General features: G+C 70.7%; 26 protein-coding genes. 13 read left to right on the top strand and 13 right to left on the bottom strand.

Annotated elements, in window-relative coordinates; genetic code table 11:
• The first annotated feature begins 63 nt into the window (after nucleotides 1-63).
• The 7 genes from AC07RM_RS37490 (at nucleotide 64) to AC07RM_RS37460 (ending at nucleotide 6,454) form a co-directional block, all read left to right on the top strand.
• Nucleotides 64-963, top strand: a complete 900-nt coding sequence (locus tag AC07RM_RS37490; protein WP_495337708.1) for a LysR family transcriptional regulator — start codon at nucleotides 64-66, stop codon at nucleotides 961-963.
• 124 nt (nucleotides 964-1,087) lie between these two features.
• The gene (locus tag AC07RM_RS37485) at nucleotides 1,088-2,134 is read left to right on the top strand and encodes a Fe(3+) ABC transporter substrate-binding protein (RefSeq protein WP_057595618.1); all 1,047 of its coding nucleotides are present in this window, start codon (nucleotides 1,088-1,090) and stop codon (nucleotides 2,132-2,134) included.
• A gap of 37 nt (nucleotides 2,135-2,171) precedes the next feature.
• Nucleotides 2,172-3,884, top strand: a complete 1,713-nt coding sequence (locus AC07RM_RS37480) for an ABC transporter permease (RefSeq protein WP_495337707.1) — start codon at nucleotides 2,172-2,174, stop codon at nucleotides 3,882-3,884.
• Entirely contained in the window at nucleotides 3,881-4,567 is a 687-nt protein-coding gene (locus AC07RM_RS37475; RefSeq protein ID WP_495337706.1) for an ABC transporter ATP-binding protein, read from the top strand. The genes AC07RM_RS37480 and AC07RM_RS37475 overlap by 4 nt, the downstream gene beginning before the upstream one ends.
• 101 nt (nucleotides 4,568-4,668) lie before the next feature.
• Entirely contained in the window at nucleotides 4,669-5,364 is a 696-nt protein-coding gene (locus AC07RM_RS37470; protein ID WP_495337705.1) for a glutathione S-transferase family protein, read from the top strand.
• Nucleotides 5,365-5,425: 61 nt separating this feature from the next.
• Nucleotides 5,426-5,839, top strand: coding sequence for a lactoylglutathione lyase (gene gloA / locus AC07RM_RS37465; RefSeq protein ID WP_093340085.1), 414 nt, complete (start codon nucleotides 5,426-5,428; stop codon nucleotides 5,837-5,839).
• Nucleotides 5,840-5,845: 6 nt separating this feature from the next.
• Nucleotides 5,846-6,454, top strand: a complete 609-nt coding sequence (locus AC07RM_RS37460; protein ID WP_495337704.1) for a DUF1697 domain-containing protein — start codon at nucleotides 5,846-5,848, stop codon at nucleotides 6,452-6,454.
• Between the two features lie 12 nt (nucleotides 6,455-6,466).
• Here AC07RM_RS37460 and AC07RM_RS37455 read toward each other — a convergent pair whose 3' ends face one another.
• From AC07RM_RS37455 to AC07RM_RS37440, 4 genes are all read right to left on the bottom strand, one after another.
• A complete protein-coding gene (locus AC07RM_RS37455; protein ID WP_208512993.1) occupies nucleotides 6,467-7,198 on the bottom strand; it encodes a haloacid dehalogenase type II in 732 nt (243 codons plus the stop codon).
• Between the two features lie 7 nt (nucleotides 7,199-7,205).
• Nucleotides 7,206-7,853: a bifunctional 4-hydroxy-2-oxoglutarate aldolase/2-dehydro-3-deoxy-phosphogluconate aldolase gene (eda, locus tag AC07RM_RS37450; RefSeq protein ID WP_093340093.1), complete on the bottom strand. Its 648-nt coding sequence runs from the start codon at nucleotides 7,851-7,853 to the stop codon at nucleotides 7,206-7,208.
• Nucleotides 7,844-9,682 (bottom strand): phosphogluconate dehydratase, encoded by a 1,839-nt coding sequence (gene edd, locus AC07RM_RS37445; RefSeq protein ID WP_495337703.1) that lies wholly within the window; start codon nucleotides 9,680-9,682, stop codon nucleotides 7,844-7,846. The genes eda and edd overlap by 10 nt, the downstream gene beginning before the upstream one ends.
• 222 nt (nucleotides 9,683-9,904) lie before the next feature.
• Nucleotides 9,905-10,459, bottom strand: coding sequence for an OmpA family protein (locus tag AC07RM_RS37440; protein WP_495337702.1), 555 nt, complete (start codon nucleotides 10,457-10,459; stop codon nucleotides 9,905-9,907).
• 69 nt (nucleotides 10,460-10,528) lie between these two features.
• On the opposite strand from AC07RM_RS37440, the gene AC07RM_RS37435 reads away from it, so the two are divergent.
• On the top strand, nucleotides 10,529-11,350 hold the full coding sequence (locus tag AC07RM_RS37435; protein WP_495337701.1) for a gamma-glutamylcyclotransferase: 822 nt from the start codon (nucleotides 10,529-10,531) through the stop codon (nucleotides 11,348-11,350).
• Nucleotides 11,347-11,889 (top strand): superoxide dismutase family protein, encoded by a 543-nt coding sequence (locus AC07RM_RS37430; RefSeq protein WP_057597176.1) that lies wholly within the window; start codon nucleotides 11,347-11,349, stop codon nucleotides 11,887-11,889. The genes AC07RM_RS37435 and AC07RM_RS37430 overlap by 4 nt, the downstream gene beginning before the upstream one ends.
• Nucleotides 11,890-11,898: 9 nt before the next feature.
• Here the strand turns inward: AC07RM_RS37430 and AC07RM_RS37425 are convergent, their stop codons facing one another.
• Complete coding sequence (locus tag AC07RM_RS37425) at nucleotides 11,899-12,483, bottom strand: nucleotidyltransferase family protein (protein ID WP_495337700.1); 585 nt, start codon at nucleotides 12,481-12,483, stop codon at nucleotides 11,899-11,901.
• 32 nt (nucleotides 12,484-12,515) lie between these two features.
• On the opposite strand from AC07RM_RS37425, the gene pdxH reads away from it, so the two are divergent.
• Nucleotides 12,516-13,169: a pyridoxamine 5'-phosphate oxidase gene (pdxH, locus tag AC07RM_RS37420; protein WP_495322481.1), complete on the top strand. Its 654-nt coding sequence runs from the start codon at nucleotides 12,516-12,518 to the stop codon at nucleotides 13,167-13,169.
• 4 nt (nucleotides 13,170-13,173) lie between these two features.
• Here pdxH and AC07RM_RS37415 read toward each other — a convergent pair whose 3' ends face one another.
• The 8 genes from AC07RM_RS37415 to msrA all read right to left on the bottom strand — a co-directional run bounded on the left by AC07RM_RS37415 (nucleotide 13,174) and on the right by msrA (nucleotide 21,760).
• Entirely contained in the window at nucleotides 13,174-14,382 is a 1,209-nt protein-coding gene (locus AC07RM_RS37415) for an OmpA family protein (protein ID WP_093341213.1), read from the bottom strand.
• Entirely contained in the window at nucleotides 14,382-14,768 is a 387-nt protein-coding gene (locus AC07RM_RS37410; RefSeq protein ID WP_495337699.1) for a hypothetical protein, read from the bottom strand. The genes AC07RM_RS37415 and AC07RM_RS37410 overlap by 1 nt, the downstream gene beginning before the upstream one ends.
• 151 nt (nucleotides 14,769-14,919) lie before the next feature.
• Nucleotides 14,920-15,870 (bottom strand): AEC family transporter, encoded by a 951-nt coding sequence (locus AC07RM_RS37405; RefSeq protein WP_093340103.1) that lies wholly within the window; start codon nucleotides 15,868-15,870, stop codon nucleotides 14,920-14,922.
• Between the two features lie 67 nt (nucleotides 15,871-15,937).
• Nucleotides 15,938-18,037 carry a TonB-dependent receptor gene (locus AC07RM_RS37400; protein WP_495337698.1) on the bottom strand — a complete coding sequence of 700 codons (2,100 nt, stop codon included), beginning with the start codon at nucleotides 18,035-18,037 and terminating at the stop codon, nucleotides 15,938-15,940.
• A 78-nt stretch (nucleotides 18,038-18,115) separates the two neighbouring features.
• Nucleotides 18,116-18,526, bottom strand: coding sequence for a hypothetical protein (locus AC07RM_RS37395; protein WP_495337697.1), 411 nt, complete (start codon nucleotides 18,524-18,526; stop codon nucleotides 18,116-18,118).
• Nucleotides 18,526-20,715: a TonB-dependent receptor gene (locus AC07RM_RS37390; protein ID WP_495337696.1), complete on the bottom strand. Its 2,190-nt coding sequence runs from the start codon at nucleotides 20,713-20,715 to the stop codon at nucleotides 18,526-18,528. Before AC07RM_RS37390 ends, AC07RM_RS37395 begins: the two co-directional genes overlap by 1 nt.
• Before the next feature lie 81 nt (nucleotides 20,716-20,796).
• On the bottom strand, nucleotides 20,797-21,189 hold the full coding sequence (locus tag AC07RM_RS37385) for a hypothetical protein (protein ID WP_296781304.1): 393 nt from the start codon (nucleotides 21,187-21,189) through the stop codon (nucleotides 20,797-20,799).
• A 19-nt stretch (nucleotides 21,190-21,208) separates the two neighbouring features.
• Entirely contained in the window at nucleotides 21,209-21,760 is a 552-nt protein-coding gene (gene msrA / locus AC07RM_RS37380; protein WP_495337695.1) for a peptide-methionine (S)-S-oxide reductase MsrA, read from the bottom strand.
• A 100-nt stretch (nucleotides 21,761-21,860) separates the two neighbouring features.
• On the opposite strand from msrA, the gene AC07RM_RS37375 reads away from it, so the two are divergent.
• The 3 genes from AC07RM_RS37375 to AC07RM_RS37365 are packed head-to-tail and all read left to right on the top strand — an operon-like array spanning nucleotide 21,861 to nucleotide 23,645.
• The gene (locus AC07RM_RS37375; RefSeq protein WP_093340115.1) at nucleotides 21,861-22,574 is read left to right on the top strand and encodes a TetR/AcrR family transcriptional regulator; all 714 of its coding nucleotides are present in this window, start codon (nucleotides 21,861-21,863) and stop codon (nucleotides 22,572-22,574) included.
• Between the two features lie 41 nt (nucleotides 22,575-22,615).
• Nucleotides 22,616-23,293 carry a protein-L-isoaspartate O-methyltransferase family protein gene (locus tag AC07RM_RS37370; protein ID WP_093340116.1) on the top strand — a complete coding sequence of 226 codons (678 nt, stop codon included), beginning with the start codon at nucleotides 22,616-22,618 and terminating at the stop codon, nucleotides 23,291-23,293.
• A gap of 13 nt (nucleotides 23,294-23,306) precedes the next feature.
• Nucleotides 23,307-23,645 carry a rhodanese-like domain-containing protein gene (locus AC07RM_RS37365; RefSeq protein WP_057596286.1) on the top strand — a complete coding sequence of 113 codons (339 nt, stop codon included), beginning with the start codon at nucleotides 23,307-23,309 and terminating at the stop codon, nucleotides 23,643-23,645.
• Nucleotides 23,646-23,647 lie beyond the last annotated feature (2 nt).

Below are 23,647 nucleotides of genomic sequence, written 5' to 3'. Positions count from 1 at the left end.
GAGGCCTCGATGGCTCCAGCTAAATATATGGAACCCCAGATTCAAAAAAGATAAATTAGCGCGATGCGGGAACTGAGCCTCGACCATCTGCGCACCCTGGTCGCCATCGCCGACCTCGGGTCGCTGGCCAATGCGGCGCGTGCGCTGCACCTGGCCGCACCCACCGTCACCGTGCAGATCGCGGAACTGGAGTCGCGCCTGGGCGGCCAGCTGCTCGTTCGCGGGCGCGGGCCCGCGCAGCCGACGGCCCTGGGCGATCGCTTCATCGCGCGCGCCCGCCGGCTGCTGGCCGATGCCGACGATGCCGTGGAGGACGTCCGGCGCCAGCTCGCGGGGCAGACGGGCCGCGTGCGCGTGGGCGCCTCGACGGGCGCGATCGCGCACCTGCTGCCGCCCGCGCTCGAACGGCTGGCGCGCGACCATCCGGGCATCGAGGTCAACGTGCAGGTGCTGACCTCCAACGACAGCATGGCGCGGCTCGCCGCGGGCAGCCTGGACCTCGCGGTGGTGGCGCTGCCGCAGCCGCCGGTGCGCGGCGTGCATGTCACGCCGCTGCGACGCGAGGCCGTGCTCGCCTTCCTGCCGGCGGCCTGGAAGGCGCCGAAGCGCCTCACGCCGCAGTGGCTGGCCGAGCGGCCGCTGATCATGAACGACGCCTCCACGCGGCTCTATCGGCAGACGGCCGAATGGTTCTCGGCGGCCGGCGTGCATTGCCGGCCGCGCATCGAGCTCAACTACAACGACGCGATCCGCACGCTGGTGGCCGCGGGCTACGGCGCGGCCCTGCTGCCGGAGGAAGCGGACGGGCGCGCGCCCGATCCGCGCATCGCGATCCGGCCGCTGAGCCCGGCGCTGTGGCGGCAGCTGGGCCTCGCGGTCGGCGACCGCGACGTCGGCGGCCCGACGCGCTTCGTGCTCGAGGTCCTGCAGGCGTCGAAGGGTCGCGGCGGCCCGGGCGAGTAGGCCTGCGGCTTGTAAGTCCAAACGACGCGCGCCTCTTCTCCCTGTTGATAATCGTTCGCATCGGCGCCGCAGGCCGGCCGCCGCATTGCCCCGAGAACACATCACCGACCTGGAGGATCCCGTCATGACCCAACGCATCGGCGCGCGCGCAGCACACGCCCTGATCGGCGCCACCGGCGCCTGGCTCGCCCTCGCCGCCCTGCCCGCGCATGCGGCGGAAGAGCTCACGCTCTACACCACGCGCGAGCCGGCGCTGATCCAGCCGTTGATCGCGGCCTTCAGCGCGCAGAGCAACATCAAGGTCAACACGGTGTTCGTGAAGGACGGCCTGCTCGAGCGCGTGAAGGCCGAGGGCGCGCGCTCGCCGGCCGACGTGCTGATGACGGTGGACATCGGCAACCTGGTCGACCTGGTCGACGGCGGCGTCACGCAGCCCGTGAAGTCGGCCGCGCTCGAATCGGCAATTCCCGCCAACCTGCGCGGCGCCGACGGCCAGTGGTTCGCGCTCTCGATGCGCGCGCGCGTGCTCTATGCAGACAAGGCGCAGCCGCTCACCAATTTCCGCTACGAGGACCTGGCCAATCCCAAGTGGAAGGGCAAGGTCTGCATCCGCGCCGGCCAGCATCCCTACAACACCGCGCTGGTGGCCTCGCTGATCGCGCACGACGGCGAAGCCAAGGCCGAGCAGTGGCTGCGCGGCGTGAAGGCCAACCTGGCGCGCAAGGCCACCGGCGGCGACCGCGACGTGGCGCGCGACATCCTCGGCGGCATCTGCGACGTGGGCCTGGCCAACTCCTACTACGTGGGCCAGATGAAGAGCGCCAAGGAAGGCACCGACGCGCGCAAGTGGGGCGATGCCATCAAGGTGGTGCGCCCGACCTTCGCCAAGAGCGGCGGCACCCACGTCAACATCAGCGGCGCGGCGGTGGCGAAGAACGCGCCGCAGCGCGCCAACGCGGTCAAGCTGCTCGAGTTCCTGGTGTCCGAGCCGGCCCAGTCGCTGTATGCCGACGCCAACTACGAATACCCGGTGCGCAAGGGCGTCGCGCTCGACCCGATCATCGGCCAGACCATCGGCGAGCTGAAGGTCGATCCGCTGCCGCTGACCGAGATCGCGAAGTACCGCAAGCAGGCCAGCGCGCTGGTCGACAAGGTCGGCTTCGACCAGTGAGGGGCACCGTCGGGTGCCCTGACTCCAGGGCATCCGCATGCTGATGAGGGCCTCGCGCGGCCCCCGCACGCTACAGGCGGTGGGCCCGCTGTGGCGCGGGGCCGCTTTCCTCGTGGCGGCCGGCGTGCTCGCGCCGGTGCTCGCCCTGCTGTGGCTCGCGCTCGGGCCCGGCGCCCAGGGCTTCGCGCACTGGCAATCGCTGTTCGCCCATGTGCTGCCGCAGGCCACGCTCAACACGGCCATGCTGCTGGGCGGCGTCGGCCTGCTGGTGCTGATCGTGGGCACCGGCTGCGCCTGGCTGGTCACGGCCTGCGACTTTCCCGGCCGGCGCGTGCTGCACTGGGCGCTGCTGCTGCCGCTGGCGATGCCGACCTACATCGTCGCCTTCGCCTACCTCGACCTGCTGCATCCCATCGGCCCGGTGCAGGGCGCGATCCGCTGGCTGCTGGGCTACGACAGCCCGCGCCAGTTCCGCCTGCCCGACCTGCGCTCGATGGGCGGCGCGGTCTTCGTGCTCGGCTTCGTGCTCTATCCCTACGTCTACATGACGGCGCGCGCGATGTTCATGAGCCAGCCCGCGCACCTGATGGAGGCCGCGCGCATGCTCGGCGAGAACCGGCGCGGCGCCTTCTTCCGCGTCGCGCTGCCGCTGGCGCGCCCGGCGCTGGCCGTGGGCCTGAGCCTGGCGCTGCTCGAGACGCTCAACGACATCGGCGCGTCCGAATTCCTCGGCGTGCAGACGCTCACCGTGGCCGTCTACACGACCTGGATCACGCGCTCCGACCTCGCGGGCGCGGCGCAGATCGCCTGCGCCATGCTCGCCATGGTGATCGCGCTGGTCTGGCTCGAACGCAACGGCCGGCGCCACCAGCGCTACGGCTCGGCGCAGCGCATGCGCGCGCTGCAGCCGCGGCCGCTGCGCGGCGCCATGGCCTGGGCCGCCACGGCGGCGGCCTCGCTGCCGGTGCTGATCGGCTTCGTCGCGCCGGCGCTCTACCTGGTCTGGGAAAGCGCCAAGCGGCTGCGCCAGGGCGGCGGCATCTCGCACGGGCTGCTCGCCAGCCTGGCCAACACCATCGCGCTGGCGGCCGGCGTCACGGCGGCCGCGGTGGCGGCCGGGCTGCTGGTGGCCTGGGCCGCGCGCAACCCGGGCGGCCAGGGCGGCGCCGCGCGGCGTGGCCGCTGGCCCGCGCGCGTGGCCACGCTGGGCTATGCGGTGCCGGGCACGGTGCTGGCCATCGGCCTGCTCACGCCGGCGCTGGCCTTCGATGCCGCGCTCGCCACCGCGTTCGGCTGGCAGGGCCTGCCGCTGATGGGCGCGGGCGTGGTGCTGGTGGTGGCCTGCACCATCCGCTTCCTCGCGATGCCGGTCGGCAGCATCGAGGCCGGCCTGGCGCGCATTCCGCCGGCCATCGAGCAGGCCGCGCGGCTGCTCGGCGAGACCGCCCTCGGCGCGCTGCGGCGCGTGCACCTGCCGCTGCTGCAGCCCTCGATCGCCGCCGGCGCGCTGCTGGTCTTCGTCGACGCGATGAAGGAACTGCCCGCCACCCTACTGCTGCGGCCCGCCAACTTCGACACCCTCGCGACCTGGCTCTATGCCGAGGCCGCGCGCGGCACCTACGAGGAAGGCGCGATCGCGGCGCTGCTGATCGTGGCGGCCGGACTCCTGCCCGTGATGCTGCTGGCGCGCAGCCAGCTCGCGGCCGCGCACGCGGCCGATCCCCTGCCCGTATCCTCCGCCACGCCATGAGCGCCAACCTGCACATCGACGCCCTCCGCCTCGCCTACGACACGCCGCGCGGCCCGCACGTCGTGGTCGACGGCTTCTCGCTCGCGCTCGCGGCCGGCGAGATCGCCTGCCTGTTCGGCCCCTCGGGCTGCGGCAAGACCACGGTGCTGCGCGCCATCGCGGGTTTCGAGCCGCTGCGCGCGGGCGAGATCCGACTCGGCGAGCGCACGCTGTCCTCGCTGCAGCAGCATCTGCCGCCCGAGGCGCGGCGCGTGGGCATGATGTTCCAGGAGTACGCGCTGTTCCCGCACCTCGACGCGGCGCGCAACATCGCCTTCGGGCTGCGCCGGCTGCCGCGCGCCCGGCAGCAGGCACGCGTGGCCGAGATGCTCGCGCTGGTCGGGCTGGCCGAGGCCGGCGAGCGCTATCCGCACGAGCTCTCGGGCGGCCAGCAGCAGCGCATCGCGCTGGCCCGCGCGCTGGCGCCCGCGCCGGCGCTGCTGCTGCTCGACGAGCCCTTCTCCAACCTCGACGGCGCCACGCGCGAACGGCTCACGGTGGAGGTGCGCGCGATCCTGCGCCAGGCCGGCCAGACCGCGATCCTCGTGACCCACAACGAGGCCGAGGCGCAGGCCATGGCCGACCGCATCGGCGTGATGCACGGGGGGCGCATCACGCGCTGGATCGAGACCTCGAGCCGCTGAGGCCTAGCACAAGACGCTCTTTTGCCGAATGGGCTTTTCGGGAAAAGGTTGTTCGCCCCCGGAAGAATCCGGCCCCACCGATTCATCCGGAGCGCCCGTCCATGTCCCAGCCCCTCACCCTCGTCAGCCACCTGCTGTGCCCCTACGTGCAACGCGCCGCGATCGCGCTGCACGAAAAGGGCGTCGCCTTCGAGCGCGTCGTGATCGACCTCTCGGCCAAGCCCGACTGGTTTCTCGCGATCTCGCCGCTGGGCAAGGTGCCGCTGCTGCGCGTGCAACGGCCCGACGGCGGCGAGACCGTGCTGTTCGAGAGCAACGTGATCTGCGAATACCTCGAGGAGACCCAGCCCGGCGCGCGGCTGCATCCCGAAGACCCGCTCGCGCGCGCCGAACACCGCGCCTGGATGGAGTTCGGCTCGGCGATCCTGGCCGACCTGTGGGGCTACGAGACCACCAAGGACGCCGAGGTGTTCGCGCAGAAGCGCCAGGCCCTGGCCGACAAGTTCGCGCGCGTCGAAGCCGCGCTCGGCGCCGGCCCCTTCTTCGCGGGCGAACGCTTCAGCCTGGTCGACGCGGTGTTCGCGCCGGTGTTCCGCTACTTCGAGGTGTTCGACCGCCTCGTCGACTCGAAGCTCTTCGACGCCCTGCCGCGCGTCGATGCCTGGCGCCAGGCGCTGGCCGCGCGGCCCAGCGTGCGCGCGGCGGTGGTGCCCGAGTACCCCGAGCACCTGATGGACTTCCTGCGCAAGCACGAGTCGCTGCTGCTCACGCGCGCCGAGGAAGTCCGAGCGGCTTGATCGGCGCGGCGGGAGACCGACAATAGCGGGCTCCCACGACAACACCCACGGACTCCACGCGATGAGACTCCTCCACACCATGCTGCGCGTCGGCAACCTGCAGCGCTCGATCGACTTCTACACCAAGGTGCTCGGCATGAACCTGCTGCGCACCTCCGAGAACCCCGAGTACAAGTACAGCCTGGCCTTCGTCGGCTACGACGAGGGCAACCCCGGCCAGGCCGAGATCGAGCTCACCTACAACTGGGGCACCGAGAGCTACGAGCTCGGCACCGCCTACGGCCACATCGCGCTCGGCGTGCCCGATGCCTACGCGGCCTGCGAGAAGATCAAGGCCGCGGGCGGCAACGTCACGCGCGAAGCCGGCCCCGTGAAGGGCGGCACCACGGTAATCGCGTTCGTGACCGACCCCGACGGCTACAAGATCGAATTGATCCAGCGCGCCGAGCAGGCGGCCGGCGGCGGATTGCGCTGATCGGCGATGGCCACCGGCGCCGCGAAGAAGAAACCGGCCGCGAAAAAGGCCGGTGCCAAGGCCAGCAAGAAGGCCGGCAACAAGGCCGTGCGTCATGTCGCACTGCTGCGCGGCGTCAACGTCAACGGCATCACCATCCGCAGCGCCGACCTGCAGGCGCTGTTCGTCGAGCTCGGCTTCGGCGCGGTGCGCACCGTGCTCGCGAGCGGCAACGTGCTGTTCGACACCGACGAGACCGACATCGCCGCGCTGCGCCAGCGCATCGAGCAGGCGCTGCGCGAGCGCTTCGGCTACGAGGCCTGGATCGTGCTGCTCGCGCAGGCCACGGTGGCGCGCATGGCCGCGGGCTATCCCTTCGAGCGCGTCGACGAGGAGCGCCATCCGTACATCGTGTTCGGCTCCGATCCCGCGATGCTCGATGAGGTGATGGCCAAGGCCGAAGAACTCGAGACGTACACCGACCGGCTGCAGCGCGGCGACGGCGTGCTCTATTGGGAGCTGCCGCGCGGCGAGAGCACCGACACGCCGGTGGCGAAGCTGCTCGCGAAGACGCGCTACAAGTCGAGCACCACCACGCGCAACCTGCGCACGGTCGAGAAGCTGCTGGCCAGTTGAACCGGCGCGGCCTCAGCAGCCGAGCAACTCGGCCAGCTCGAGGATGTCGCGCGCATGCAGGTTGTTGGCCGCCACCGGCGTCACGTCCTTCGGCTGCGCACGGCCGAACTCGAAGGGACGCTCGATGTAGCCGGTCTTGAGGCCGCAGGCACGCGCGGCCGCGAGGTCGTCGTGGTGCGCGGCCGCCAGCATCACCTGGCCGGGCGTGGCGTCGAACACGCCGGCCACGCCGAGGTAGGTGCGCGGGTCGGGCTTGTAGGCCTTGAAGACCTCGGCCGACAGGACGCAGTCCCAGGGCAGGCCCGCGCGCTTGGCCATCTCGGTCAGCAGGCCGATGTTGCCGTTCGACAGCGAGCAGATGGTGAACTTGCGCTTCAGGCGCGTGAGCCCTTCCACTGCATCAGGCCACGCCGGCAGCCGGTGCCAGGCGCGGCTGAGTTCGCGCCGCGCGGCGGCATCGAGACGGTCGCTGAGGCCGAAGTCGCGCAGCACCTGCTCGAGCATGCTCAGGTGCAGCTCGTCGAGCAGGGTGAAGCCGCCCTCGCCCGCGGCGATGCGCTCCATCACCTGCTTCATCGCGGGCTGGTAGCCGGCGCGCCAGGCCAGCGCGAAGGTCGCGCCGTCCACACCCGGCAGGGCCTGCTCGGCCTCGGCGGCGATGCCGCTGTGCCAGTCGACCACGGTGCCGAAGACGTCGAAGGCCACGACCTTGAGGTCGCTGGCGTCGAAATCCGCGTTGCCCATGGCGGCCTCAGCGCGCGAGCTGGCTCGCGGCGCGCGCCAGCTGTTCGATGCGCGCCCAGTCGCCGTCGCGGATGGCGTCGGTCGGCACGATCCACGAGCCGCCCACGCAGGCCACGTTCGACAGCGCGAGGAACTCGGCCGCGTTGCCCGCATGGATGCCGCCCGTGGGGCAGAAGACGACGTCGCCGAACGGGCCCTGCCAGGCCTTGAGCATCGGCAGGCCGCCGGCCTGCAGCGCGGGGAAGAACTTGAGCTGGGTGTAGCCGTCCTCCTGCGCCGACATGATCTCGCTGCCGGTGGCCACGCCGGGCAACAGCGGCAGGCCGAGGTCGTGGCAGGCCTTGCCGACCGCGCGCGTGTAGCCCGGGCTCACGCCGAACTTCGCGCCGGCCAGCGCCGAGGCCTGGGCATCGGCCGCGCTGCGGATGGTGCCCGCGCCGGCCACGGCCTCGGGCACTTCCTTGGCGATGATCTCGATGCATTCGAGCGCCTGCGGCGTGCGCAGCGTCACCTCGAGCATGCGGATGCCGCCGGCGACCAGCGCGCGCGCGAGCGGCACGGCGTGCTTCACGTCGTTGAGCACGATCACCGGGATCACCGGCGCGTCGCGCATCACGTCGAGGGAAGTCAGTGCGTTCTTGTCGTTTACAGCCATGAGCAGGCTCCTTCTTCAGCAGTCAATGCATTGCGCCGCATGCCGGCGAACAGTTCGCGCCCCAGGCCGTGGCCGTCGGCGATGCGCTGGGCCTCCGACAGCGTGGCGGCCTCGCGCTCGGCCCACTCATCGGCGGGCAGCAGGACCTCGAGCGTACCCGCGACCGCGTCCAGGCGTATGACGTCGCCGTCGCGCACCTTGGCCAGCGGCCCGCCCGCGGCCGCCTCGGGCGACACGTGGATGGCGGCCGGTATCTTGCCCGAGGCGCCGCTCATGCGGCCGTCGGTGACCAGCGCCACGCGGAATCCCTTGCCCTGCAGCACCGACAGCGGCGGCGTGAGCTTGTGCAGCTCGGGCATGCCGTTGGCCTGCGGGCCCTGCCAGCGCACCACGCAGACCACGTCGCGCTCGAGTTCGCCGGCCGTGAAGGCCTTCTGCAGCGCGGCCTGCGAATCGAACACCCGCGCGGGCGCCTCGACCACGTGGCGGTCGTCGGGCACCGACGAGACCTTGATGACGCTGCGGCCCAGGTTGCCGCCGAGCAGCTTCAGGCCGCCGGTGGCGCTGAAGGGCGCGGCGACGGGCCGCGTGACGGCGTCGTTCTGCAGCGCGGCGGCCGGCGTCCAGCGCAGGCGCTTGGCATCGGCCTCGCCCTCGAGCGACGGCACGTCGGCGAATTCGCGGATGCCGCCCGAACGCACCGTCAGCACGTCGGCATGCATCAGGCCGGCCTCGACCAGCTCGCCGATCACGAAGCCGGGGCCGCCCGAGGCCTGGAACTCGTTCACGTCGGCGCTGCCGTTGGGGTACACGCGCGTGAGCAGCGGGACCACGTCCGACAGCTTCGAGAAATCGTCCCAGTCGATCACGATGCCCGCGGCACGCGCCACGGCCACCCAGTGGATCAGGTGGTTGGTGGAACCGCCGGTCGCGAGCAGCGCGGCCATGGCGTTGACGATGCAGCGCTCGTCGACCATCTCGCCAATGGGTGGGCACTGGAAGGCGGCTTCACCCGCCTTGCCCAGCACCGTGCGCACCGCCTCGCGCGTGAGCGTCTCGCGCATCGCGTCGCCGGGCTGCACGAAGGCCGTGCCGGGCACGTGCAGGCCCATGGCCTCGAGCAGCATCTGGTTGCTGTTGGCGGTGCCGTAGAAGGTGCAGGTGCCGAGCGTGTGATAGGCCGCCATCTCGGCCTCGAGGAGGCCCTGGCGGCCCACGAGCCCCTGCGCGGCCTGCTCGCGCACCTTCGACTTCGCGTTGTTCGACAGGCCCGAGGGCATCGGCCCCGCGGGCACGAACACGGTCGGCAGGTGGCCGAAGTGCAGCGCGCCGATCAAGAGGCCCGGCACGATCTTGTCGCACACGCCGAGCATCAGCGCGGCATCGAACATGTCGTGCGTGAGCGCGACCGCGGTGCTCATCGCGATCAGGTCGCGGCTGAACAGGCTCAGTTCCATGCCGGGCGTGCCCTGCGTCACGCCGTCGCACATGGCGGGCACGCCGCCGGCCACCTGCGCGGTGGCGCCGAGGCGGCGCGCCTCGTGCTTGATGATGTCGGGGTAGCCCTGGTACGGCGCATGGGCCGAGAGCATGTCGTTGTAGGCGGTGACGATGCCGATGTTGGGCGCGCGCTCGGCGACCACGCGGAACTTGTCGTTGGCCGGGATGCCGGCCACGGCATGCGCCACGTTGGCGCAGCCCATGCGGTCGGAGCCGCGGTCGCGCTGCCGCAGTTCGGCGAGGCGCGCGAGGTAGGCGCCGCGCTGCGCCTTGCTGCGATCGCGGATGCGATCGGTGACGTCGAGGACGGTGGGGTGTGTGCTGCTCATGGGGATGTTGTCGGTGGCTCTGCCGATGGGGTCGCCACTGTCGCGTGGGCGACCTCGAGATGGGTTCATCGTAGCAAGGACGACGCCAGGCCTCGATGGAAATCGGGCATCGTGCCAATACGAATCCACGCCCGGATACGGATGCTTGCAAAACACCCGGACGCAGGCTCGCGCGAGCCTGCGTGGCGGCGCATTCCGCGCGCCGCGGCGGCTTGCCCGGCCTCAGTCGAGCAGCTTGACCTCGACCCGGCGCGCCTGCGCGTCGTTGCCGCTGCCGGCCGTGACGGGCGGGCGCAGCAGGTCGATCTTGTCGGCCGGCACGCCGAGGCCGACGAGCACGTCGCGCACCGTCTCGGCACGCTTCTTCGCGAGCTGTTCGTTGACCGCCGCATCGCCGGTGGTGTCGTGGAAGCCCGAGACCACCGCCTTGCGGCCGGCCTCGACGCCCTTGATGACCGCGGCCAGCGCTTCCGCGGCACCGGGCGCGAGGTCGGCACTGCCGGTGGCGAAGTAGAAGTTCACCACGCCGTTGGCGACGCGGATGCTGGCGCCGTCGGGGATCGTGACGGTGACCGTCTCGGTCACCTCGGCCACGGTGGTCTGGGTGGCTGGCGCCGCGGCCGGCACCGTGATGGCGGTCCGTGCCGTCGCGGAGGCCCTGGCGGGCGTCTTGTGCCATGCCGCGAAGGCGATCACCCCACCGACGATCAGCAGCAGCAGGATCGCGATCAGTCCGAGGGCGAAATTCTGCTGGCTGTCGTCGGTGTTGTTCGTCACGCGTGCTCCATAGGATGAAAGCGGCCGGTAAATAATGGGGTGGTCAACCATGATCAGGAAATTGTAGGCATGGGTCCTTCTCCCGACACTGTAGGCGCTGGCCCCACCTCGGGCTCGGACCCGGCGCCCAATCCCGGGCCGCCGGGTCTGGATCCGATGCCCAAGCCGCTGCGCGATCCCCAACCGATGCTCGAGCGCACCATCGCCGAATGGGGCGGCCACGAGGACCTCTGGCTGTTCGGCTACGGCTCGCTGATCTGGCGGCCCGAGTTCGATTTCATCGAGCGCCGCCCGGCCTGGGTGCGCGGCTGGCACCGCGCGCTGAAGATGTGGAGCCGCGTCAACCGCGGCAGCGTGCAGACGCCGGGCCTGGTGTTCGGCCTGCTCTCGGGCGGCAGCGTGCGCGGCATGGTGTTCCGCGTGCCGGCCGCGCAGGGCCTGGACACCCTGCGCCGGCTCTGGCTGCGCGAGATGCCCACCGGCGTCTACGACCCCAAGTGGCTGCGCTGCACCACCGCCTCGGGGCCGGTGAGCGCGCTGGCCTTCACGCTGTCGCGGCGCAGCCCCAACTTCACGGGCGAGCTCAGCGACGAGCGCTACCGCCACATCTTCGCGAATGCCGTGGGCCGCTACGGCAGCTCGCTCGACTATGCGCAGCAGACGCTCGAGGAGCTGCGCCGCCATGCGATCCACGACGTGGCGCTCGCGCGGCTGGTGGCGCTGGCCGTCACGCCTGCCGTCCCGTCCGACACATCGGCGGCGCACACTGCATCGCCGGCCCCGACCGATTGCGATGTGGTGCCGCCTCCGGTATACGTCGCAGGGTCTTCCGACAAGAAATCCTCTCAACCTTCCGGACCCTCCGGATCTCCCGACAAGGACCAACAATGAAGAACTCCTCCCGCCGCCTCGCCGGCGCCGCCACCGCCGTGCTCGCGGCCTCGCTGCTGGCCGCCTGCGGCACGCTGGGCGGCAAGCCCGCCACCACCGTCGAGCTGGTGCCCACCGGCGCGATCACGCCGAACCCGACCACGGGCACCGTCACCTTCACCGCGCTCGAGCATGGCGTGCGCGTGGCCGGCATCGTGCGCGGCCTGCCGCCGAACACCGAGCACGGCTTCCACATCCACGAGAAGGGCGACTGCGGCGACAACGGCAATGCCTCGGGCGGCCACTTCAACCCCAGCGGCGGCACGCACGGCAAGTTCGCCGCGCCGGGCAGCCATGCGGGCGAGCTGCCGAGCCTGGTGGCCAACGGCGCGGGCGAGGCACGTTTCAGCGTCGAGAACCATGCGATCTCGCTGACGCCGGGCGCCGCCAACAGCGTGATCGGCCGTGCGCTGGTGGTGCACCGCGACAAGGACGACTTCACGACCCAGCCGGCCGGTAACTCGGGCCCGCGCATCGCCTGCGCGGTGATCGGCAAGTAAGGGCTTCGTTCAGCCGGCGCGCTGTGCGCCGGCTGCCTCGCGCGCGCGCCACAGCGCCTCGGCGCGCGCCAGGGCCTCGGGGGTGTCGATGTCGGTCACGATGCCGGCATCGTCGAGCGTCAGGTCAGCTACCGAATCCATAGCACGCAATGCCCGCAGGACGGGCGCTGCGCCGAAATTGCCTTCGAGCGCGGCAAGCGCCGCATGGCAACTCGCGGCAAAACCGACCGGATGCCCGCGCTCCCCCTGGTAGCTCGGCTGCGCCGCCTGCACGCCGCCCGCGAGCGCCGCTGCCACGGCGCGCATCGTCTGGGGCAACACCAGCGGCAGGTCGCCCGGCAGGATCAGCCAGCCGGCCGCGCCCGCCGTGGCGCGCACCGCGGCCGCGATCGAATCGCCCATGCCCGGATGGCCCGCGTCCTCCACATGCCAGGGCAGGCCGCTCGCGCGCACCGCGTCGAGCGTGCGCTCGAGCACCGGCCTGCCGGCCAGCAACGCGCGCAGCTTCGAGCCGCTGCCGCCGGCGGCCACGAAGCGTTCGCCGCGGCCCGAGGCCAGCACGATCACGGTCGGGGGATTCGCAAGGGGGGTCACGGCGCGAGTATCGCTTGGGCAACAATGCCGCCATGACTTCCCCGACTTCCAAAGAATCGCTGGCCGCGCTGCGCAAGAGCTACGAGCGCGCCGAACTCGGCGAGGCGCACAGCGCCGACGATCCGCTGCGCCAGTTCGAACGCTGGCTCGACGAGGCCATCGACGCCCAGGTGCCCGAGCCCAACGCGATGACCTTGTGCACCGTCGGCAGCGACCTGCGGCCCTCGAGCCGCATCGTGCTGATCAAGGGCTACGACGCGCGCGGCCTGGTCTGGTACACCAACTACGAGAGCCGCAAGGGCCGCGAACTCGCGGGCAACCCCTACGCCTCGCTGCAGTTCCACTGGGTCGAGCTCGAGCGCGTGGTGCGCATCGAAGGCCGGGTCGAGAAGGCCGGCGCCGACGAGAGCGACGCCTATTACGCGAGCCGCCCGCTCGATTCGCGCCTGGGCGCCTGGGCCAGCCCGCAGAGCGAGGTGATCGGCGGGCGCGAGGTGCTGGTGAAGAATGCGGCCGTCGCCGCCGCGAAGTACCTGCTCTCGCCGCCGCGCCCGCCGCACTGGGGCGGCTACCGGCTGGTGCCCGACCGCTGGGAGTTCTGGCAGGGCCGCAAGAGCCGGCTGCACGACCGGCTGCGCTACCGGCTCGAGGCCGGTCAGTGGGTACGCGAGCGGCTCGCTCCCTAAGTGGTCAGGCCTCGCAGGCCGTCACCTTGAATTCGACGCGGCGATCGAGCGCGTCGCTCGCATCGTCGGCGCCCGTGCCCACGATGTTCTCGCGGAAGCCCGCGCCGGCTTCGCGCAGCTTCTTCGCCAGCGGCGGGGCCTCGCCCACCAGCCGGGTCTTGACGGTCACCGCGCGCTGCAGCGACAGCCGCTCGTTGACGGCCTCCGAGCCCGTGCGGCTGGTGTGGCCGGTCACGACCACGCAGGAATCGATCTGCGCGGCCTGGCGCGCGATCTGGCGCAGCCACATCGGGTAGGCGGCGCTGATCTTCGGGTCGGCCAGGAAGTCGGTCGAGCCCGGCTTGAACAGGAACTTCACGCTGAGGTTGTTGGTTTCGAGCCCCAGCCGCGCGAGCGTGCCGAAGGTCTTCTCGGCATCGGCGGTGCGCCCGAGCTGCGACTGCGTGAGGTACAGGCCGCTGTAGACGCGCAGCTGCTGCCCGTCGGGGCGGCGCGAGGCGGCGTCGTAGCGCGCCAGCGCCTCCTGCAGCCGGCCGGCCTCGTAGGCGGCGGTGGCTTCCTGCATCACGGTCGCGGTCGGCAGGCGCTCGAGGTAGAGCGCGTCGGCGGCCTGGCCCGGCTGGGTCTCGGCGGTGCGGATGTAGCCCTCGACGCCGCGGTCCTTGCCGTTGACCGGGCTGTCGCGGAAGAAGGCGGTGGGCCGGGTGTCGAGCGAGGCATCGCTGATGCGCGCCACCGATTGTGCGATCACCACGCCGCTCTTGATCTCGGTCAGCGCCAGATTCAGCCGGTAGGGCGAGCCGCCCGCTTCCTTGTCGCGCACCAGCGTGCCGTTGAGCACGTACTGCGCGGTGGCGATCTCGGTGCTGTTGAACGGCGTCACGGTGAACTGCTTGAACTGCGCCTGCATGCGCTGGACGATGCGCTGCTCGGCCACGCGCGTGACCTCGGTCTGCTGGCCGCTGGCGCTCTCGAGCAGCGGGTCGATGACGATGCGGCTCTGCTTCATCGAGGACTCGACCTTGGCGAGGAAGCCCGGCAGCTTCTTGGTCTGCACCATCAAGTCGTCCACCGCCTGGTCGACGGCCTGTTCGAAGGGCATCGCGTTGCCCGGCTGCGGACGCTGTGCCGCGCAGGCCGCGAGCAGCACGGCGGCGGCGCCGAGCGCCATCGCGCGCAGCGCGCTGCGCAGGCTGGAGGGGATCTTCATCATCAGCATTGGCTCCTCAAGTACGTCATGTCCTGGTCCGACAGCGGCTCGCCCACGGCGGCGCGCATGTTGATCTCGGTGCAGCGCTTCGTCGGCGCCGGCCGGCGCGCGGGCGCGGGCCGGTCGGCCTCGTGCTCCGCCACGCGGGCCGGCGGCGCCTCGGCCGGCGCGCGCGGCTTGGGCGGCGGCCGCGCGACCGCCTTCTCGCTCGGCCGGTCGACGGCGGCCGGCGGCTTCGCCGGTTCGGGCGCCGGTTTTTCTTCCGGCTTGGGCACGGCCAGACAGGGCGTGCGGCACGGCTTGGCCTGCGCCGCCGCCGGCGTGGCGGCGCCCAGCAGCAGCCATGGCGCGATCGCCGTCGCGATCAGCACCATCGCAGCAACGGGCATGGATCGCGTCTGGCAAATCATCAGCGGGGAAATGTAGAGCGGCCGGCGGCGCTCCACATCTCGCCAAACGGCCACCCTGCCGAACGGCATAGGGGGCGTGGGACGCGGAGGAGATCGAAAGGCTACGGTTTCGCGTGGCCCGCGGCCGGTGTCAGGGCAACCACTGCACCCAGAGCATCACCAGCGTGAGCGTGACCAGCGCCAGCAGCGTGGAGACCGCGACGCTGGCGGTCACCAGGTCCTCGGCGCTGCGGTAGCGCTGCGAGAACAGGAACACGTTGGCGCCGATCGGCAGCGCGGCCGCGACCACCATCACCGTGAGCGGAATGCCGCGCACGCCGAGCGCCCAGCCGATGATCGCCACCAGCAGCGGATGCAGCAGGTTCTTGACGCCGGCCTGCACCATGGCGCTGCGCCAGTGGCGCCCCACCGGCGTGAGCGCCAGCGTGATGCCCACCATCACCAGCGCCACCGGGCCGAAGGCTTGGCCCAGCAGCTCGATGGTGCGGTCGACCGGCTGCGGCATGACCCAGCCGCTCTGCGCGAACAGCAGGCCCGCGATGATCGGCAGCGGCACCGGATGGATGATGGCGTTGCGCAGCGCCCGCAGCACGGTGCGCAGCATCGAGCGCTTCTCGGCGCCGCCGACCACCGCGTGCTCGCGCGCCACCGCGAGCTCGAGCACCACGGTGGCGCTGGTCATGAGCACCAGCGAATGCAGCGAGATCAAGGTCAGCAGCACCACCATGCCGGCCTCGCCATAGGCCAGGCCGACCAGCACGATGCCGATCATCACGGTGTTGCTGTAGGTGTTGGCGAGCGCGAGCACCGCGCCCGTGCGGTTGAAGCCGCGCAGCGCCAAGGTGGCCGCGAACAGCAGCCCCGAGGCGATGAAGTAGGCGGCCACCGGCTTGAAGCGCAGTTCCTCGACGTGCACGCCGCTCATCGCGCGGAACAGCAGCGCCGGCGCGAGCAGCAGGAAGATCAGGTTGGAGAGGTCCTTGACCGCGGGGCCGCCGATCCAGCGGCGCCTCCCGGCCAGGTAGCCCGCCGCGATCAGCAGCACGACGGGCAGGAGGGAGGAGATGACGAACGAATTCACCGGTCGAGGATAGCCGAGCGTTCGCGCCCGCCTCCCTCCCCCGCCGGGGGAAGGAGGCCCCGTCCGGTCAGAAGGTCACGCGCACGCCCACCTTCAGCGACCGCCCCGGCAGCGGCGCGGCCGGGTACACCGTCGTCGTCAGGATCGAGGTCGCGCTGTAGGCCAGCTTGTTGCCGATGTTGTCGACGCGCGCATACCAGGTGAGGTTGGCGCGCTGCACCTTCATGCGGTAGGCGATCGAGGCGTTCCACAGCGTGTAGGCATCGGTCTCGCGCGCGCCGACGCCCGGCACGCGGTGCTGCGCGGCGTTGTAGTCGAAGCCGACGCGGCCGCTCCACGGGCCGTTGCCGTAGACCAGCGTGGCGCCCACGCGCACCGGCGCGATGCGCGGCAGCGGCTCGCCGGTGTCGGTGTTCTTCGCGCGCACCAGGTCGCCGCGCCACTCGAGGTCGAGCGTGCCGGCATCGGCCATGCGCGCGAAGCCGTCGCTGCCCAGCAGGCGCAGGTTGCCGCTGGCCTCGATGCCGGTGAAGCGCGCGCGCACGCCGTTGTAGAGGTACTCGGCCAGCGTGTCGGTGACCTCGGGGTCGGTCACGACCTGGCCTTCCTCGTCGAGCGTGCGGCCCGAGGCGGTCAGGCCGATGTAGTTGCGAAAGCGCGTGACGTAGGCGTTGACGCGCGCCGTGTTCGGTCCCGACTTCCATTGCGCGCCGAGGTCGAAGCCGGTCGACTGCTCCTTGCTGAGGTTCGGGTTGCCAACCTCCCACGCGGCCGTGGCCACGTGCGGGCCGTTGGCCAGCAGCTCGTAGTCCTTGGGCGCGCGCTCGGTGTAGGCGATGTTCGAGGTCAGCTGCCACTGCGGCGCGAGGTTGACCAGGGCGCCGAAGGCGGCGCTGTTCGGGTTGAAGGTGCGCTCGCCGATCGCGAAGCGGTTGATGCTCGGATCGTCGGGATAGCCGAGCGAGCGCACGGTGACGCGCTCGGTGCGCGCGCCGAAGCTCAGCTTGCCCCACGAAGTGCCCATCTCCTCGTAGAGGAACAGCGCGCGCGAACGCGTGCGGCTGTGCGGCGCGAAGGCTTCCTCGCCGTCGGCGGCGAAGCGGTTGGTCTCGGCGCTGAAGCCCATCAGGCCTTCCAGCGGCCCGATCTTCTCGTGCCGCACCTCGACGCGCAGGTCGTTGCTCATGTTCGAGAAGGTGGTGCCGGCCTCGGCGCCCTCGAACTCGGTGTGGCGGTAGTTGGTGTGGCTGAGCTTGGCGTGGACGCTGCGGATGATGCCGCCCGGGCGCCATTCGCCCTCGATCGCGTAGCGATCGGACTTCATCGCGATGGTCACGTCGTCCTCGGCCACGGTGCCGTAGTTGCTGCGGTAGGTGCTCGCCGAGGCGCCGATCCAGCCCCGGTCGAAGAACAGCGTGCCGCCGATCGCGCCGCCGTGCGCCTCGTTGGCGGAGTTGCAGATCTTGCGCGCGCGCCAGGGCGAGCCGGGCTTCTCGCAGTTCAGGTCGATCGGCGCCGAGACGTCGCTCGAATCGCGCTTGAAGGCATCGGCATGCAGCGCGAAGCGGCCGTTGCCGCCCTCGAGCATCACGGCGCCGTTCTTCTCGCGGTTGCCGGTGGCATAGCCGAGGTCGGCGCGGCCGCCGAAGCCCTCGATCGGCTCGCTCGGGATGCGGTTGTCGATCAGGTTCACCACGCCGCCAACCGCGCTGCCGCCGTACTGCAGCGCCGACGGGCCGCGCAGCACCTCGACGCGCTCGGTGACCAGCGCGTCGACCGGCACCGCGTGGTCGTAGCTCAGCGCCGAGGCGTCGGGCGCGCCGCCGCCGTTCTGCAGGATGCGGATGCGGTCGCCGTCCTGGCCGCGGATGATCGGCCGGCTGGCATTGGGGCCGAAGTAGGTGCTGCTGACGCCGGGGATGTTGTCCAGCGTCTGGCCCAGCGTGGACTGCGAGCGCAGCAGCAGTTCGTCGCCCGAGAGCGTGGTGGTGGGCGCGATCAGGTCGCTGGCGCCCAGCGGGTTGCCGGTGACGGTGATCTCGCGCAGGCTGGTGGTGGGTTGCGGGTTCGGCGAGGGATCGGCGGGTGCGGTCTGGGCCAGGCCTGCGGCCGAGGCGAGCGAGAGGACGGCAGCGCCGATGGCGTTGCGACGGAATTGGGGGGTCATGATGAAAACTCGTTGAATCGATGAGCGACCGCCAGCCACCCGTGCGCGACGGGTGGCGGCGAATCGGAAACAGGAAATTCAGCGAGCCGAAGGCGGGCCGCGCGCCTCGAACGGCGCGAGCCAGCGCACGACGGCCTCGCCCTGCAGGTAGGCGAAGCTCGCCGCTGGCAGCTGCATCGGCAGCAGCACCAGCGGCACGCCCAGGGCGCCGGAGCCGTGCGCGAGCCGGTCGTACAGCCGGCACTCGGCGTCGGTGCGATCGCCGAACAGCGCATGCAGCCAGCCGTGCCGTGCGGCGGAAGCATGCGCCCGCGCTTCATGCACGCCCTGCGTCGCGCCGGCGGCCATGGCCGTGCGCCGGGCCTCCACGGTGCGGGTCCAGTCGCCCGGCACGTGCAGCGTGGCATGCACGAGCCCGAGGGTCGACGCCGCCCACACCGCGAGCAGCAGCGTGAGAACGACGGCGCGCGACAGCCTCGAATGCTTCATCAGAAGTGCGTGGTCATGCTCATGTAGACGCTGCGCCGCGTGCCGTATTGCGGCGCGCCCACGCCAACGCCGGTGCCATCGCGCAACAGGTAGCTCTTGTCGAACAGGTTCAGGATCGCGATGCGGCCGACCACGTCGCCGCCCGAGGCGTACTTCCAGGTGTGGGCGTAGGCGGCGTTGACCACCGTGTAGTTCGGCAGCGCGGCGCTGTTGGGCGCGCCGCCGTCGGGCGTGCGGCGCAGGCCGCTGCCGAAGATCACGTCGCCGCTGATCTGGTCGTCGCCGAAGCGGTAGCTGGCGCCGGCCGAGGCCGTCCAGGTCTGGTCATGGTCCAGGTACACGTCGTGGTTGGCGATGTAGCCCAGCTCGTCGGCGCCGAACAGCGACTGGCTCGACACGATGTTCCTGCCCATCGCCTTCTGGTGGGCCAGGTTCGCGTAGGCCGACCAGTGCTCGTCGTTGTAGCGCGCCGACAGCTCCACGCCGCGCGCGAAGCCGTCGGCGTAGTTGAACGGCGACAGGATCAGCGCCTGGCCGAACTGGCCTTCGTCGACCAGGTTCGTGATGTTCTTGTAGTAGACGTCGGCCGACAGCGACAGGTTCGGGCTCAGCTTGTGGTCCACGCCCAGGTCGAAGTAGTGGGTGCGCTCGGCCTTCACTGGATCGGAGACCGCGATCTCCGGCTGGTTGGTGGTGCCCGCGTAGAGGTTGATGCTCTGCTGCGATGCCAGCTCCTGCGGCGGTGGCGTGAAGTAGCGCGCGTAACCCGCGTGCAGCGCCGTGTCGTCCGACAGCTTGTACGCGAGGTTCAGCCGCGGGCTCCACTGGTGCTCCTTGGTGAAGGCATCGACGCTGTCGTAGCGCAGGCCGTAGTTGAGCGTGAGCTTCGGGTCGATGCGCCACTCGTCCTGCAGATAGAGGCTGGCGAGCTGGCCGACCTTGCCGGAGTTGTCGTTGATCAGCACGGGCGTGTCGCCGGCCTGCGCGCCGCTGTCGTCGACCGGGAACACGTTCACCGCATTGATGCTGCGCGTGGTCTGCCGCGTGTAGGCGCCGCCGAAGCGCAGCGTGTGCGCGCTGCCGAGCTTGTACGAGGCATCGGCCTGGAGGCCGTTGGACGAATTCGAGCGCAGAGTGTCCGAGGCCACGCCGTTGTAGACCAGGTCGCCCACGGGGTCCGGCAGGTAGTGCAGGTTCGAGTACTGGTGGAAGGCCGAGACCTGGAAGTCGAGCGCGCCGAGGGTCTTCTGGAACGACAGCGCGACGAAGCGCGTGGCCTCGGTCTGCCGCTCGCGCACGTCGGACGACGGCAGCGCGTTGAAGCCCGAGCCCAGGTCGCTGAAGCCGGCGAGCGAGAAGGCCGGGGCCTGGCCGGGATTGGTCGGGATCTGGAACTTGCCGTTGTAGGTGCCGAACATCAGGCCCAGCCGCGTGTCGGCGTCGAGGTAGTACGACAGGGTGCCGAAGGTCTTGCCCTGGCGCGTGCGGTCGTTCTGCGCGTTGAGCGTGGGCTGCGGGTTCTCGATGCCGCTGGTGTTGGACACTAGGCTGCCCGACAGGTAGTAGCTCAGGTTGCCGCTCGTGCCGTAGAACGACGCGTTCTCTTCCAGCGTGTTGTGGCTGCCGAAGGTGAAGCCGAGCGAGCCGCTGGGCTTGCCGAGGCCCTGCTTGGTCTGGATGTCGACGATGCCGGCGGTGCGCAGGCCGTACTGCGCGGGCAAGGCGCCGGTGAGGAAATCGACCGAGTCGATGTAGCGCGTGTCGAGCGACTGACCGAAGCCCGAGATGCCTTCGGGCAGTTGCACGCCGTTGACGCGGTACTGCACGTTGCCGTGGTCGTCGCGCACGTGCAGCGAGCCGGAGGCCTTGGAATCCTTGGCGACGCCCGGCAGGGTCAGCAGCACGTCGTCCAGCGGCGTGGCGTCGCCCTTGCCGAGCGCGTCGATGGCCGAGCGGTCGATGCGGTAGACCGTGGCGCCGACCGCGGGCGACAGCTCCATGCGCGCCTTCTTGAGGCGCTCGGACTGCGCCTCCACCGTCACCGCCGGCAGGGCACCGGTGGCGGGCAGCGCGCCCGCGGAAGCATCGGCGGCAGGCGCCGGCGCGGCGAGCTCCTGCGCGACGGCTGCCAGCGACAGCAGGGAAAGAACGGCAACGCCGATGGCATTGCGACGGAAATGGGGAATCATGAATGGACACTCGTTGAATCGATGGGCGGCCCGCCGCCACCCGTGGCGAACGGGTGCGGCGAGCCGGAACACAAGGGGGATTCAGCGAGAGGAAGGCGGGCCGCGCGCGTCGAACAGCGCGACCCAGCGGGCGAGCACCTCGCCCTGCAGGTAGGCGAAGGTGGCCGTCGGCAGCAGCATCGGCAGCACCACCAGCGGCACGCCCGGTGCGCTGGAGCCGTGCGAGAGCTGGTCGTACAGCCGGCACTCGGCATCGGTGTGCTCGCCGAACAGGCTCGCCAGGCCGTGCGCGGCATGGTCGTGCCCGGCGTGGTCGTGGTCCACGTGCGCGGCCGCGGCCGCCGCGGGCAGGCCCGGCGCATGCAGCGAACGGTGCATCAGCCCGAGCGTGCCCGCGAGCCACAGCGCGATCGCCAGCGCGAAGACGAGCGCGCGCTGCGAGCGGGTCGGGCCGGACGAAAGGGCGAGGTGCACGGGCGCGGCGGAAAGAGGATCAGGCCTTGACGCGCGCGGCGAAGGTCTTCTGGAACTTCTCGACCTTCGGTCCCACGACGAAGGCGCAGTAGCCCTGGTTCGGGTGGTTCAGGAAGTAGTCCTGGTGGTAGGCCTCGGCGGTCGAGTAGTTGTCGAGCGGCTTGACCTCGGTCACCACCGGTGAGGTATAGGTTTTGCCGGCCTCGATCTCGCGGATGACGTCGTCGGCCACCTGCTTCTGCGCCTCGGTCGTGTAGTAGATGCCGCTGCGGTACTGGGTGCCGACATCGTTGCCCTGGCGGTTGAGCGTCGTGGGATCGTGCACCACGAAGAAGATCTCGAGGATCTCGCGCAGGGCGATCTGCGCCGGATCGAAGGTCAGCTTCACCACCTCGTTGTGGCCGGTGCGGCCGGTGCAGACCTGCTCGTAGCTGGGATTGACCGTCTGGCCGTTCGAATAGCCCGATTCCACGTCGACCACCCCCTGCACGCGGTCGAACACCGCCTCGGTGCACCAGAAGCAGCCGCCGCCGAGCACGATGGTTTCGGTGGTGGAAGGCGAAGAGGTCATGGGGGACTCCAGGAACGGACTGACAAGGGAACCCGATATTGTCGCGGCTTGACGCATTCGATGCGGCTCACTACATTACTAACCCGCGAGTCATTAAACAATGCCCACTCCCCGATTCCTTGCCGACAAGATCTGCCCGGTCCGCGCCAAGCGCGAGCGGCGCAAGGAGGCGCGCCCCGGCGAACTGCTGGCGGCGGCGCTCGATCTGTTCGTCGAGAAGGGCTATGCCGCCACCCGCTCGGAAGAAGTGGCGGTGCGTGCCGGCGTCTCCAAGGGCACGCTGTTCCTCTATTTCCCGAGCAAGGAAGAGCTGTTCAAGGCCGTGGTGGTCGAGAACCTCGGCGGCCGCTTCACCGAGTGGAACCAGGAATTCGAGACCTTCGAGGGCACCACGGCCCAGATGCTGCGCTACTGCATGCGCGTGTGGTGGGAGCGCGTGGGCCTGACCCAGGCCTCGGGCCTCACCAAGCTGATGATGAGCGAAGGCGCCAACTTCCCCGAGCTGGCGGACTTCTACCGCCAGGAGGTAGTGCGGCCGGGCCATGCGTTGCTTCGGCGCATCATCCAGCGCGGCATCGACCGCGGCGAGTTCCGGCCGGTCGACGTCGACCACACCATCTACTCGGTGGTCGCGCCGATGATCTTCCTGATGCTCTGGAAGCACTCGGCCAACCTGTGCGTCGACGAGGGCGACAACTTCGACCCGCTCAAGTACATCGAGATGCAGGCCGACGTGGTGCTCTACGGCCTCAGCACCCAGCCGCGGGCGCAGGCGGAACCCGACGAAGCCGCTGGCCCGTCGGGTGCCGCCTAAAATTGAAGGTTTGTCCTGACCCGCCCCCAGAAGGAAAACCCATGAGCACCGCCCCCACCCTCGAGCGCTTGCGCTTCAACATGATCGAACAGCAGATCCGCCCCTGGGATGTGCTGGACCTGGAAATCCTCGACCTGCTGGCGGTGATCCGCCGCGAGGACTACGTGCCCGAGGCGCACCGCGCGCTGTCCTTCTTCGACATGGAGCTGCCGCTGCTCGACGGCTCGGTGCCCGGCGAATTCATGCTGTCGCCCAAGGTCGAGGCGCGCACGCTGCAGGACCTGCACGTGCAGAAGCACGAATCGGTGCTCGAGATCGGTACCGGCTCCGGCTTCATGGCCGCCCTGCTCGGCGCCCGCGCCGCCAAGGTGCTGTCGCTCGAAATCAACCCCGAGTTGGCCGCCCGCGCCGCCGAGACCCTGCGTCAGAACGGCGTGACCAACGTCGAGGTGCGCCATGCCGACGGCGCCGTGCCGCTGCCCAGCGGCCCGAGCTTCGACGTGATCGTGCTCAGCGGCTCGGTCGCGCGCATTCCGCAGAACCTGCTCGGCTCGCTCAAGGTCGGCGGCCGCCTGGCCGCGATCGTCGGCGACGAGCCCATGATGCGCGCCCACTTCGTGACCCGCAGCAGCGAAAGCAAGTGGGACACGATCCAGCCCTGGGACACGGTGGCGCCGCGCCTTTTGAACTTCCCCGAGCCGTCGCGCTTCGCGTTCTGATCGGGCCGGCCGCATGATCGATCAAGTCCGCCCCGCCGACCTCGCCGCCTGGTTTGCACAGGACGCCGACGCACCCGCCGTGCTGCTCGACGTCCGCGAGCCCTGGGAGCTGCAGACCGCGAGCGTCGCCCCGGCGGGCTTCACACTGCTGGCGATCCCGATGAACGAGATCCCCGCGCGCCTGTCCGAGCTCGACGAGAACCAGCGCATCGCCTGCCTGTGCCACCACGGCGCCCGCAGCCAGCGCGTGGCCGCCTTCCTGCACCAGAACGGCTTTGCGCAACTGGCCAACGTGGCCGGCGGCATCGACGCCTGGTCCGCGCAGCACGACCCCGCCGTGCCGCGCTACTGATT

This window comes from Variovorax sp. GW821-FHT09B05 (genome assembly GCF_059418265.1).
This window is presented reverse-complemented; position numbering and strand designations above follow the sequence as displayed.